Annotated in this window: 11 protein-coding genes; 7 read left to right on the forward strand and 4 right to left on the reverse strand. The window is 72.0% G+C overall.

Annotation, left to right across the window (positions count from 1 at the left end; genetic code table 11):
- Nucleotide 1 precedes the first annotated feature (1 nt).
- The 6 genes from MQV74_RS28475 (at nucleotide 2) to MQV74_RS28500 (ending at nucleotide 7,269) form a co-directional block, all read left to right on the forward strand.
- Entirely contained in the window at nucleotides 2-1,774 is a 1,773-nt protein-coding gene (locus MQV74_RS28475; RefSeq protein WP_242723935.1) for an ABC transporter substrate-binding protein, read from the forward strand.
- 162 nt (nucleotides 1,775-1,936) lie between these two features.
- On the forward strand, nucleotides 1,937-2,938 hold the full coding sequence (locus MQV74_RS28480; protein ID WP_138961940.1) for an ABC transporter permease: 1,002 nt from the start codon (nucleotides 1,937-1,939) through the stop codon (nucleotides 2,936-2,938).
- Nucleotides 2,935-4,032, forward strand: a complete 1,098-nt coding sequence (locus MQV74_RS28485) for an ABC transporter ATP-binding protein (protein ID WP_242723936.1) — start codon at nucleotides 2,935-2,937, stop codon at nucleotides 4,030-4,032. The genes MQV74_RS28480 and MQV74_RS28485 overlap by 4 nt, the downstream gene beginning before the upstream one ends.
- A gap of 56 nt (nucleotides 4,033-4,088) precedes the next feature.
- Nucleotides 4,089-5,444 carry a dipeptide ABC transporter ATP-binding protein gene (locus tag MQV74_RS28490; RefSeq protein WP_242729211.1) on the forward strand — a complete coding sequence of 452 codons (1,356 nt, stop codon included), beginning with the start codon at nucleotides 4,089-4,091 and terminating at the stop codon, nucleotides 5,442-5,444.
- 213 nt (nucleotides 5,445-5,657) lie between these two features.
- On the forward strand, nucleotides 5,658-6,320 hold the full coding sequence (locus MQV74_RS28495) for a trimeric intracellular cation channel family protein (protein WP_242723937.1): 663 nt from the start codon (nucleotides 5,658-5,660) through the stop codon (nucleotides 6,318-6,320).
- Between the two features lie 88 nt (nucleotides 6,321-6,408).
- Nucleotides 6,409-7,269, forward strand: a complete 861-nt coding sequence (locus MQV74_RS28500; RefSeq protein WP_242723939.1) for a thioesterase family protein — start codon at nucleotides 6,409-6,411, stop codon at nucleotides 7,267-7,269.
- Between the two features lie 23 nt (nucleotides 7,270-7,292).
- Here MQV74_RS28500 and MQV74_RS28505 read toward each other — a convergent pair whose 3' ends face one another.
- The 3 genes from MQV74_RS28505 to MQV74_RS28515 all read right to left on the reverse strand — a co-directional run bounded on the left by MQV74_RS28505 (nucleotide 7,293) and on the right by MQV74_RS28515 (nucleotide 9,925).
- On the reverse strand, nucleotides 7,293-8,339 hold the full coding sequence (locus tag MQV74_RS28505) for a YeiH family protein (protein ID WP_242723940.1): 1,047 nt from the start codon (nucleotides 8,337-8,339) through the stop codon (nucleotides 7,293-7,295).
- Nucleotides 8,339-8,914 carry a cysteine dioxygenase family protein gene (locus MQV74_RS28510; RefSeq protein WP_242723941.1) on the reverse strand — a complete coding sequence of 192 codons (576 nt, stop codon included), beginning with the start codon at nucleotides 8,912-8,914 and terminating at the stop codon, nucleotides 8,339-8,341. The genes MQV74_RS28505 and MQV74_RS28510 overlap by 1 nt, the downstream gene beginning before the upstream one ends.
- A gap of 105 nt (nucleotides 8,915-9,019) precedes the next feature.
- Nucleotides 9,020-9,925, reverse strand: coding sequence for a LysR family transcriptional regulator (locus tag MQV74_RS28515; RefSeq protein ID WP_030676292.1), 906 nt, complete (start codon nucleotides 9,923-9,925; stop codon nucleotides 9,020-9,022).
- 192 nt (nucleotides 9,926-10,117) lie between these two features.
- Between MQV74_RS28515 and MQV74_RS28520 the strand changes: the two genes are divergently transcribed.
- Nucleotides 10,118-11,086 (forward strand): helix-turn-helix transcriptional regulator, encoded by a 969-nt coding sequence (locus MQV74_RS28520; protein ID WP_242723945.1) that lies wholly within the window; start codon nucleotides 10,118-10,120, stop codon nucleotides 11,084-11,086.
- On the opposite strand, the gene MQV74_RS28525 is transcribed toward MQV74_RS28520, so the two are convergent.
- Nucleotides 11,080-11,946, reverse strand: a complete 867-nt coding sequence (locus MQV74_RS28525) for an alpha/beta fold hydrolase (RefSeq protein ID WP_242723947.1) — start codon at nucleotides 11,944-11,946, stop codon at nucleotides 11,080-11,082. The genes MQV74_RS28520 and MQV74_RS28525 overlap by 7 nt on opposite strands.
- Nucleotides 11,947-11,953 lie beyond the last annotated feature (7 nt).

The raw sequence follows: 11,953 nt of genomic DNA on the forward strand, positions 1-11,953 counted from the left end.
AATGCCCACACTTCCCCCGAAAAGGCGGCTCGCCGCGGGCGCGGCCCTCGTCGTCGCGGCCCTGGTGACCACCACGGCCTGCGGCAGCGGCGACGGTGACGGTGACGGCGACGGCAAGGGAGCCGGCTACAACGCCGCCCTGAACAACGTCGCCAAGGCGTCCAAGAAGACCGGTGGCACCCTGCGCATGGTCGGGAAGCAGGACCTCGACTCCGCCGACCCGCAGCGCGCGTACTACGGCATGTCCTGGGACTTCATGCGCTTCTACACGCGCCAGCTGGTGTCGTACGACACCAAGCCGGGCAAGGCGGGCACGAAGCTGGTGCCGGACCTCGCCAAGTCCACGGCGAAGATCTCGGCCGACGGCAAGACCTACACGTACGAGCTGCGCGACGGCCTCACCTGGGAGGACGGCTCGCCGCTGACCTCCAAGGACATCAAGTACGGCATCGAGCGCATCTGGGCCAAGGACACCATCACCGGTGGCCCCGGCTATCTGCGCCAGGCGCTCGACCCCAAGGGCGAGTACCCGGGTCCGTACAAGGACAAGTCCGCGGACAAGCTCGGTCTGAAGGCGATCCAGACGCCGAACGACAAGACCATCATCTTCAAGCTGCCCAAGCGCAACGGTGACTTCGAGCAGTTCCTCGCGATGCCCTCCGGCTCCCCGGTGAAGGCGGCGAAGGACACCAAGGCGAAGTACACCTCGCGGCCGTTCTCCTCGGGCCCGTACAAGTTCGACACGTACAAGCCCGGCAAGAAGATCGTGCTCGTGCGCAACGACAAGTGGAAGAAGGCCTCGGACCCGATCCGCCCGGCGCTCCCGGACAAGATCGACGTCACCATCTCCGCCAACCTGGAGGAGAACGACAAGCGTCTGATGGCCGGCGACTACGACGTCGACCTCAACGGCACCGGCATGACCCAGTCGGGCCGCGTCACCGCCGTCCAGAAGCACCGCGACAGCGTCGACAACATGCACACGTCCTTCGTGCGCTACGTCGCCCTGATCCACACGGCGAAGCCGTTCGACAACGTCCACTGCCGCAAGGCCGTCTTCTACGCCACGGACTTCGCGAGCCTCCAGCAGACCCGCGGCGGCAAGCTCGCCGCCGGTGACATCGCCAACAGCACCTTCCCCAAGGCGATCCCGGGCTACAGCGACTACGACCCCTACGGCGTCCTGGAGCGCAAGGGCAAGCCGGACCTGGCCAAGGCCAAGGACGAGCTCAAGCAGTGCGACAAGCCGAACGGCTTCAGCGCCAAGCTCACCGCCCGCAACAACAACCCGGGTGAGGTCGACGCCGCCGAGGCGCTGCAGGCCCAGCTGAAGAAGGCGAACATCAACATCGACGTCGAGTCCCTCGACGGCGCCGACTCCGCCAGCATCACCGGTTCGCCCTCCGTGGTGAAGAAGCGCGGCTACAGCATGCAGATGTCCGGCTGGGGCCCCGACTTCCCGTCCGGCCAGGGCTACGCGCAGCCGCTGTTCGACTCGCGCTACCTGGTCGAGAACGGCAACTACAACGAGTCGCAGATCAAGGACAAGAAGATCGACGGGCTCTTCGACAAGGCGATCGCCGAGACCGACGCGGTCAAGGCCGGTGAGATCTACAAGCAGCTCGACAAGCGCATCCTCGACCAGGCCGACTGGATGCCCTTCCTGTACGAGAAGAACATCACCTGGCGCGGACCGCGGCTGACCAACGCCTACATGTCCGACGCCTACAACGGCCGGTACGACTACGTCTCGCTCGGCGTCAGCAGCAAGTAGCGCCCCACCGCCACGGCGGGCAGCCCCCGCCGTGGCACCCGTAGTTGATCAACCGTCACAACGCCGCCGATATCCGCCAGTCCGAAGGGCAGGTGATGGCCCCGGGCGGTGGTCCCGCACCCCTCACGAGGGGGCCGCGGAACCACCGCCGGGCCGCGCACAGTGCTTGCTTACCTCATCCGGCGCCTGATCGCCGTCATCATCATGGTGCTGGTCGTACTGCTCGCGACCTTCACCGTCTTCTTCATGCTGCCCAAGTGGGCTGGACAGGACATCGCCGTCCTCTTCGCCGGCAAGCAGGCCGGAGCCGAGCAGCTCGCCGGCATCCGGACCAAGCTGGGTCTCGACGACCCGCTGATCGTCCAGTTCTGGGACTTCATCAAGGGCATCCCGATGGGCCGGGACTACGCCAACGGCAGTGACGTCACGCACTGCCCGGCGCCCTGCTTCGGCTACTCCTTCCGCACCGAGGCGCCCGTCTGGGAGACCCTCAAGGACGCCCTGCCCGTGACCGGCGCGCTCGCCGCCGGCGCCTGTGTGCTGTGGCTCGCCGCCGGTGTCGCCACCGGTGTGGTCTCCGCGCTCAAGCGGGGCACCATCTGGGACCGCGCCGCGATGACCACCGCCCTCGGCGGCGTCTCGCTGCCCGTCTTCTTCACCGGCATGGTCGCGATGGGCATCTTCGTCCACAACCTGGGCTGGGTGAAGATCGCCGACAGCCTCTCGACGGACGACAGCATCGACGTCTGGTTCCAGACGCTGATCCTGCCGTGGATCGTGCTCGCCTTCCTCAACGCCGCGATGTACGCGCGCCTCACCCGCGCCACCATGATGGAAGTCCTCGGCGAGGACTACATCCGCACCGCGCGCGCCAAGGGCCTCGGCGAGTCCGTCGTCATCCGCAGACACGCCCTGCGCTCCGCGATGACGCCGATCCTCACCGTCTTCGGACTCGACCTCGGCGTCCTCATGGGCGGCGCCGTGCTCACCGAGTCCACCTTCAACCTTCCGGGCCTCGGCCTCGAAGCGGTCAGGGCCATCAGCAGCAAGGACCTGCCCGTGATCCTCGGCGTCACCCTGTGCGCGGCCCTCGCCATCGCCGTCGCCAACCTCGTCGTGGACCTTCTGTACGCCGTCATTGACCCGCGAGTGAGGCTGGGATGACCGAACTGAGCAAGAGCGGCGCCGCGGTGGGCGAGCCCACCACCGGCTCCGCGGCCCCCACCGCCTTCCTCGAGGTCCGCGACCTCAAGGTGCACTTCCCCACCGACGACGGCCTGGTGAAGTCCGTCGACGGCCTGACCTTCTCCCTGGAGAAGGGCCGCACCCTCGGCATCGTCGGCGAGTCCGGGTCCGGCAAGTCCGTGACCTCGCTCGGCATCCTCGGTCTGCACACGGCCGGGCAGTACGGCCGCCGCAAGCCGCAGCTGTCCGGCGAGATCTGGCTGAACGGCACCGAGCTGCTCAGCGCGCCGCCGGACCAGGTGCGCAAGCTGCGCGGCCGCGAGATGGCGATGATCTTCCAGGACCCGCTGTCCGCGCTGCACCCGTACTACTCCATCGGCAAGCAGATCACCGAGGCGTACCGGGTCCACCACGACGTCGACAAGAAGGTCGCCCGCAAGCGCGCCATCGAGATGCTCGACCGCGTCGGCATCCCGCAGCCGGACAAGCGGGTGGACTCCTACCCGCACGAGTTCTCCGGCGGCATGCGCCAGCGCGCGATGATCGCGATGGCCCTGGTCAACAACCCGGAGCTGCTGATCGCCGACGAGCCCACGACGGCGCTCGACGTGACGGTCCAGGCGCAGATCCTGGACCTGATCCGGGACCTGCAGAAGGAGTTCGGCTCCGCGGTCATCATGATCACCCACGACCTGGGCGTCGTGGCGGAGATGGCCGACGAACTCCTCGTGATGTACGGCGGCCGCTGCGTCGAGCGCGGCTCGGCCCAGGAGGTCTTCTACGAGCCCCAGCACCCCTACACCTGGGGCCTGCTCGGCTCGATGCCGCGCATCGACCGCGAGGAGACCGAGCGCCTCATCCCGGTCAAGGGCTCCCCGCCCAGCCTCATCAACCTGCCGAGCGGCTGCGCCTTCAACCCGCGGTGCCCCTACGCCGACGTGCCCAAGGACAACATCACGCGGACGGAGCGCCCCGAACTGACCGAGGTCGGCGCCGGCCACTTCTCGGCCTGCCACATGTCGCGCGAGGAGCGCACCCGGATCTGGACCGAAGAGATTGCGCCGAAGCTGTGACCGAGAAACGTGACGCGGCGCGGGACGACGCCGCAGTGACGGAGAAAGCCGAACAGATGACGATCCCGGAGCAGACGAAGAAGTCGTCGACGGCGCAGTCCGCGGAGACGCTGCTCAAGGTCGAGGGCCTGGTCAAGCACTTCCCCATCAAGAAGGGGCTGCTCCAGCGCCAGGTCGCGGCCGTGCAGGCCGTGGACGGCCTCACCTTCGACGTGCGGTCCGGCGAGACCCTCGGCGTCGTCGGCGAGTCCGGCTGCGGCAAGTCGACCATGGGCCGGCTCATCACCCGGCTGCTCGAACCGACCAGCGGGCGGGTGGAGTTCGAGGGCGTGGACATCACGCACCTGGGCACCGCGCGGATGCGCCCGCTGCGCCGCGACGTCCAGATGATCTTCCAGGACCCGTACTCCTCGCTGAACCCGCGCCACACCATCGGCACGATCGTGGGCGCGCCGTTCAAGCTCCAGGGCGTCAAGCCCGAGGGCGGCATCAAGAAGACCGTCCAGGAGATGCTGGAGCGCGTCGGCCTGAACCCGGAGCACTACAACCGCTATCCGCACGAGTTCTCCGGCGGCCAGCGCCAGCGCATCGGCATCGCCCGCGCGCTCGCGCTCAAGCCGAAGCTGGTGGTGGCCGACGAGCCCGTCTCCGCGCTCGACGTCTCCATCCAGGCGCAGGTGGTCAACCTCCTCGACGACCTCCAGGACGAGCTCGGGCTCACCTATGTGATCATCGCGCACGACCTGTCGGTCATCCGGCACGTGTCCGACCGGATCGCGGTGATGTACCTCGGCAAGATGGTCGAGCTCGCGGACCGCAAGGACCTCTACACCAAGCCGATGCACCCGTACACCAAGGCGCTGCTCTCCGCGGTGCCGGTGCCGGACCCCAAGCGGCGCGGTGTCAAGAGCGAGCGCATCCTGCTCCGCGGCGACGTGCCCTCGCCGATCGACCCGCCCACCGGCTGCCGCTTCCACACGCGCTGCTGGAAGGCGACGGAGATCTGCGCGGTCAAGGAGCCGCCGCTGCTCTCCCTGGAGCCCGGCCACCAGGTGGCCTGCCACCACCCGGAGAACGCGGACGACCAGGCACCCGAGGACACGAAGCTCCTCTCGGTGGCCCGGGAGGCGATCGACGTGGTGACGGTCACGACGGCCGCGGACGAGGCGGAGGCCGAGCCCGTGTCCAAGCCCGAGCCCGAGCCCGTGTCCAAGCCCGAGCCCGAGCCCGTGTCCAAGCCCGAGCCCGAGCCCGTGTCCAAGCCCGAGCCCGAGCCCGTGTCCAAGCCCGAGCCCGAGCCCGTGTCCAAGCCCGAGGCCAAGGCCAAGGCTGAAGGCGCGGCCGCGCCTTCGCAGGAAGCCGAGGCCGCGACGGAGGCCCCCGCGCCCGAGAAGGCAGCGGACCCGGAGTGATCCACCGCGCTGAGTCCCCCCGCCCGCCCGCCCCCACACGGGGCGGGCGGGCGTCGCCTTGGAGGAGAGCGACGGCGACGGTTTGAGCCCGTCCGGCGATTGAGGACGAGCGCGCCGGCGCGATGGTCCTGCGGAGGGGGGCGGGCCCCGGCGGGAGAGGGGCCCCGGGCGCGGCCCGGTGAGTGGAGCTCACCCGACGGGTGAGAATGGCTCGTGCTTCACGATTTGTTCAGCCCCTCCGTCCAGCACGCCCTGGACATCGCCGGAATCTTCGTCTTCGCGATCTCCGGCGCGCTCCTCGCCGTCCGCAAGAACTTCGACGTCTTCGGCATCGCCGTCCTCGCCGAGGTCACCGCGCTCGGCGGCGGGCTCTTCCGGGACCTGGTGATCGGCGCGGTGCCACCCGCCGCGTTCACGGACCTCGGCTACTTCCTCACCCCGCTGCTCGCCGCGCTGCTCGTGTTCTTCCTGCACCCGGAGGTCGAACGCACCCAGCTCGCCGTGAACGTCTTCGACGCGGCGGGCCTCGGCCTGTTCTGCGTCACCGGGACGGCCAAGGCGTACGACTACGGCCTCGGCCTCACCGCGTCCGCGGCCCTCGGCCTCGCCACCGCGGTGGGCGGCGGCGTCCTGCGCGACATCGTCGCCAACGAGGTGCCGTCCCTGGTGCGCTGGGACCGCGACCTGTACGCGGTGCCGGCGATCGTGGGCGCGGCGATCGTCGCCCTGTGCCTGCGCTACGACGCCCTGAACGGCTTCACGACCGGGCTCGCGATCGTCACGGCGTTCGTCCTCCGGCTGCTCGCGATGCGCTACCACTGGCGGGCGCCGCGGGCCTGGAACCGGCGGTCCTCGGCGGCGGAGGACGGCGCCTGAGGCCGGTGCCCGGGCCCCGCGGCCGCGCGCGGCGGTGGGAAACATCAAAAAGCTACCGCTTAGTAGTTTCGTGTTGTACGTTGTCGCCATGGCGGAAACAGCTGCGGCGCCCGCGCCGCGCGCGACGATCGGCAACAGCGAGTTCGACCGCGACACCGAGGTCTTCGCGCGCGCACCCGGCGTCTACGACACCGAGCTCTCGGCGGGCTGGACCATCATCAGCGCCGTCAACGGCGGCTACCTCCTCGCGCTCGTCGGCCGCGCGCTCGCGCACGCCCTGCCGCACTCCGACCCGTTCACGGTCTCCGCGCACTATCTGACGGCGTCCGAGCCGGGGCCCGCCGTCGTCCGTACGCAGGTCGTGCGCGCCGGGCGCGGCCTGTCCACCGGTCAGGCCTCCCTCTACCAGGAGGAAGGTGGGCGCGAGGTGGAGCGGCTGCGCGTCGTCGCCTCGTACGGCGACCTCGACGCGCTCCCCGACGACGTGCGCACCTCCGCGCTGCCGCCGGACCTGCCGCCCGTCGAGCAGTGCTTCGGGCCCGACGACGCGCCGGACCGCGGGGCGGTGCCCGGCAGCTCCGCGATCGCGGACCGGCTCTGGCTGAAGCTCGACCCGGCGACGCTCGGGTGGGCGCTCGGCGCGCCCTCCGGCAAGGGCGAGATGCGCGGCTGGTTCGGCCTCGCGGACGGGCGCGACCCGGATCCCCTGTCGCTGCTCCTCGCGGTGGACGCGCTGCCGCCGACGGCGTTCGAGCTGGGGCTCTCCGGCTGGGTGCCGACCATCGAGCTGACCGCGCACATCCGGGCCAGGCCCGCGCCGGGGCCGCTGCGGGTCTCCATCACCACGCGCAACCTGGCCGGGGGCTTCCTGGAGGAGGACGCCGAGGTCTGGGACACGGCCGACCGCCTGGTGGCCCAGTCCCGCCAACTGGCCAGGGCCCGCCTCTGAGGGGCCCGGCCCCGGGCAGGGGCTCACGCCGTCAGGCAGACCCCCGCGTAGGAGACCCCCGCGACCACCACCCACGCGCACAGCCCCACCAGGGCCACCCGGCCCCCCGTACGGGCCAGCGACCGCAGGTCCACCGCGCTGCCGAGCCCGAAGAGCGCCGCCCCGAGGAGGAGCTCCTGGGTGAGCCCGGCCGCGTCGAGGGCGGACCCGGACAGCAGGTCCGTACTGCGCAGGCCCACCATCAGCAGGAACCCTGCGACGAAGAGCGGCACCACCGCGGGCCGCCGCTCGCCGGGCGCGGCCGCGCCCCGGGCCCGTACGGAGACCGCGACCGCCGCGACGAGCGGCGCGAGCACGGCCACCCGCATCAGCTTGACGAGCACGCCCTCGCCGAGCGCGTCACCCCCCGCGGTCTGCGCGGTCGCCACCACCTGCCCCACGTCGTGCACGCTGGCCCCCACCCACCGCCCGAACTCCGCGTCGGTGAGCCCCAAGGGCCCCTGGAGCAGCGGCAGCACGGCGATCGCGAGCGTGCCGCACAGCGTGACGACGGCCACGGACACGGCGGTGTCCCGCTCCTCGCTCTTGGACACGTCGCCGACCGCGCCGATCGCGGAGGCACCGCAGATCGAGTAGCCGGTGGCGATCAGCAGGGGCTGGTCGCCGGGGAGCCCGAGCCGCCGGCCGAGCCACCAGGTGCCGAAGAACGTGGCCGCCACCGTCACGAGCACCATCGCGACGGTCTGCCAGCCCACGCCGAGCACGTCGTCGAGGCTGAGCTTCAGGCCGAGGAGCACCACGCCCACCCGCATCAGGCGCTTCGCCGCGAAGGTGAGCCCGGCCTTGGCGGGCCCGCGCACCCACGTCCGCGTACCGGGTACGTGCGCGGCGGCCAGGCCGAGCACGATGGCGACGGTCAGCATCGGCACACCGGGCAGCAGCCGGTGCGTCAGCCAGGCGAGCGCCACCGCGGCCGCGGCGAGGGCGAGCCCCGGCCAGGGGCCGGGCCCGGCCCCTGGCCCGGCGGCGGGGGGCGCGGGCTTCGCCGGGCGCTGCCCGAGCAGCGCCATCAGCGGTCGGCCGGGAGGTCGTACACCCGCCGCACGCTGGTGCCGAGCCGGGAGATGTCGGCGCCGTAGACGTGCAGGGATATCGCGCGCCCCGCGCCCGCGTTCCACACCCGGTGGATGTCACCGGGGGGCGCGAAGCCGCACACCGCGCCGGTGGGGTTGACGACGTCCTCGGTGGCGATGAGCCGCGCGGACGTGCCGGGCCCGGCCGCGGGCACGAGCCGGTAGCGCCGCTCGTGCTCCTCGCCCTCGTGCACCCCGGTCACGCACCAGGAGACGTGGTCGTGCACGGACGTGCGCTGGCCGGGCATCCAGACGAGCGCGACGACGGAGAAGCTGCCGTCGGCCTCGGCGTGCAGGAGGTGCTGCCGGTAGCGGTCGGGGTCGCCCTCGCACTGCTCGTCGGTGAGCAGGCCGTCCGCGCCGAGGTGCGGCGCGAGCCGCTCGCCGACGAGGTAGGCGGTCAGGTCCGGCGGCAGACCGCGGCCGACGGCCTCGCGGATGTCGGCGACGAGCGCGTCGGTCCGCTCGGTGGTGCGGGCGGGCGGAGCGTGGTGCGCGGTGGGGGTGGTCATACTCGCAGCGTCGACCCGCACCATCCATCACGTCCAACGACAGTTTCTTCGCGTTGGGTTAAAAAATGCTTATGGATGGCGGGGCCGGTGGCCGGATTCCGGGGGTCAGCAGCCCATCCGGTTCGCCGCGACCGCCTTCAGCTCGTCCAGGACGAGCGCCGTCGCGGGGATCCTCAGGTGCTCGCGCAGGACGTACGCGGACACCTGTCGCCGCGACGCCGGGTCCAGCGGGCGGCCCGTGACGGAGCGGTGGCACAGGAAGTTGAGGACGAGCCCCGGCATCATGGCGATGCCGAGCCCCTCGGAGACGAGGCTCTGGATGACCAGGTTGTCGTCGGTGGTGAAGGCGATGTCGGGCGCGAAGCCCTGCTCGGCGCACTCGTGCAGGAAGTTGGCCCGGCAGCGCAGGCACCCGGCGATCCAGCGCTCGTCGGACAGATCGGCCAGGCGCACCGAGCGGCGCCTGGCCAGCGGGTGCCCGGTCGGCAGCAGGACCGTCAACTGGTCCTCCATCAGCGGTACTTCGACGACCTCGTCCGGCACGTCCTCGCGCAGGCCGGGGTAGGTGAAGGCCAGCGTGATGTCGGCGTCGCCGTGCACGAGGCGCTGGAGCGACTCCGGCGGCTCGTACTCCTGGAGCTCGACGCGGATGCCGCGGTGGCCGCGGGCGAGCCGGGCGAGGGCCTCCGGTATCAGCGTGGCGGTGGCGCTCGGGAACGCGCAGAGCCGGACGCGGCCGGTGCGCAGGCGCGTGATCGCGTTCATCTGCTGCTGGGCGGCGTCGATGTTGCCGAGGATGACTCCCGCGTGCCGGGACAGCGCTTCGCCCGCCTCGGTCAGACGCATGCGGCGGCCGACGCGGGTGAACAGGACCGTGCCCACGGACCGTTCGAGCGCCTTCATCTGCTGGGTGATCGCGGGCTGCGTATAGCCGAGCGAGCGGGCCGCCGCCGAGTACGAGCCGGTGCGGACCACTTCGTGGAAGGACCTGATGTGCCGGGAGTCGAACACCCCCGAATCATAAGCAGGATTTGGGAAGACCTGAGGAGTGTTTCCCGTCGCTTTTGGATCCGGCGCGCGGGACCCGGGTGGGGCGCGCGGCGGACCGGGGGCGTGTGGGGCGTGCGGCCCGGGGCGTCAGGGGCGCCGTGGACGCGGGGCCGCGCGCGGGTTCCCGGCGGGGGCTGCGCGATCCTTGTGCCCGTGAAGTCCGACCGGCTCCTGTCGATCCTGCTGCTGCTCCAGACCCGGGGGCGCGTGTCCGCGCCCGAGCTCGCCGAGCGCCTGGAGGTGTCCGTCCGCACCATCTACCGCGACGTCGACGCGCTGTCCGCCTCCGGCGTCCCGGTGTACGCCGAGCGCGGGCGGCACGGCGGCATCGCCCTGCTGCCCGGCTACCGCACGGACGTCACGGGGCTGACCGCCGACGAGTCCCGCGCGCTGTTCCTGCTCGCGGCGGGGGGCGCGCACGCGGCGCTCGGCCTGGACGCCGCGCTCGGCTCGGCCCTGCGCAAGGTGATGGCGGCGCTGCCCGAACCGCACCGGCCCGCCGCCGAGCTGACGAGCCGCCGCATCCTGGTGGACGCCGAGCGCTGGACCCGCGGACCGGGCGCCGGCCTGCCCGTGGACCACCTGGGGGTGCTCCAGGACGCCGTCCTCGCGGACCGGCGGCTGCGGGTGCGCTACCGGCACAGCGGCGCGAGCGAGCCGCGGGCGTACACCCTCGATCCGTACGGCCTGGTGTCCAAGGCGGGCGTCTGGTACCTGGTGGCCGACCGGGGCGGCAGGCCGCGGCTGTTCCGCGCCGACCGGGTGCGCGCGGCGCGGCTGACGGACGAGCCGGTCAGGCGCCGGGCGGGCGTGGAACTCGCGCACGTCTGGGAGGAGCTGAAGCGGCGGGTGGAGCGGCGCGCGGGCGGCGTCGAGGTGACCGTGCGGGTGCGCCGCGAGCGCTACGAGCAGTTCCTTCGACTCCAGGTCGGCACGCTCACGCGGGTGGCCGAGGACGACGGCGCGGGGGAGTGGGTCACCGTCGTGCTCACGCTGGAGGCGGTGGGCGCGGCCCGCATGCTGCTGCCCTTCGCCGCCTCCGTGGAGGTCGTGTCACCCCCGGAGGTGCGCGAGGACTTGGCGCGGGCCGCCGCGGCCGTCACTGACCTCTACCGTCAGTGAGCTCCGGAGAGGCCCGCACCCAGGAAACGACCGAGCTCCCCGGTGAGTTCCGCCGGCGCGTCCTCCTGTACGAGATGTCCCGCGCCCTCGACGAGGCGCAGCTCGGCGCCCGGCACGAGCCCGGCGAGCTCGTGCCCGCGCGCCACCGGGATCCAGGTGTCCTCGGTGCCCCAGCAGATGAGCACGGGCGGCTCCACCTCGCCGTACCGGCCCTGGATCTCGTCGGTGAAGCGCTGGTCGTTCTGCTCGATCTGCCGGTAGAACGCGGGCCTGCCCGCCTCGGTGCACCAGGGCGCGACGAGCCGGTCCAGGACGGCCGGGTGCAGCCCGCGGTGGCTCGCGGAGCCGACGTACTCCCGCACAACGGCCTCGTGCAGCGCGGGCGGCAGCTGCCCGAACACCTCGGCGTGCGCGCCGAGCAGCCGGTACGTGGGCGAGCCCCAGGGCGCGAGCGCCACCGGGTCGACGAGGGCGAGCCGGGCGTAGCGGGCGCCGTGCAGGAGGTGGGCGCGCAGCGCGACGCAGCCGCCGAAGTCGTGGGCGACGACGGCCGGGCGCCGCTCGCCGTCCAGGCCCCAGTGGGTGAGCAGTTCGGTGAGGACGCGGCCCTGCGCGGCGAGCGACACGTCCTGCCCGGCACGCATCTCCGAGGCGCCGTACCCGGGCAGGTCCCACACGTGCACGCGGTGGTCGCGCGCGAGGGCCCGGGCGACGCCCCGCCACACGTACGAGGAGAAGGGCGTGCCGTGGACGAGGACGACGGGGCTCGCGTCCTCGGGCCCGAGCGCGGCCCAGCGGACGGCGCCGGACGAGGAGGCGAAGGTCCGGTCGAGCGCCCAGTCGGCGTGCGTGTTCGTCATGGGTGTC

Source organism: Streptomyces sp. AN091965 (assembly GCF_022698285.1).
Lineage (GTDB): Bacteria > Actinomycetota > Actinomycetes > Streptomycetales > Streptomycetaceae > Streptomyces.

Excerpts from the sequence above, each read along its gene's own strand:
- MQV74_RS28505 (WP_242723940.1), bottom strand. The coding sequence starts at position 8,339 with ATGGCGCTGCTCGGGCAGCGCCCGGCGAAGCCCGCGCCCCCCGCCGCC.
- MQV74_RS28475 (WP_242723935.1), top strand. The coding sequence starts at position 2 with ATGCCCACACTTCCCCCGAAAAGGCGGCTCGCCGCGGGCGCGGCCCTC.
- MQV74_RS28500 (WP_242723939.1), top strand. The coding sequence starts at position 6,409 with ATGGCGGAAACAGCTGCGGCGCCCGCGCCGCGCGCGACGATCGGCAAC.
- MQV74_RS28525 (WP_242723947.1), bottom strand. The coding sequence starts at position 11,946 with ATGACGAACACGCACGCCGACTGGGCGCTCGACCGGACCTTCGCCTCC.
- MQV74_RS28510 (WP_242723941.1), bottom strand. The coding sequence starts at position 8,914 with ATGACCACCCCCACCGCGCACCACGCTCCGCCCGCCCGCACCACCGAG.
- MQV74_RS28490 (WP_242729211.1), top strand. The coding sequence starts at position 4,089 with ATGACGATCCCGGAGCAGACGAAGAAGTCGTCGACGGCGCAGTCCGCG.
- MQV74_RS28485 (WP_242723936.1), top strand. The coding sequence starts at position 2,935 with ATGACCGAACTGAGCAAGAGCGGCGCCGCGGTGGGCGAGCCCACCACC.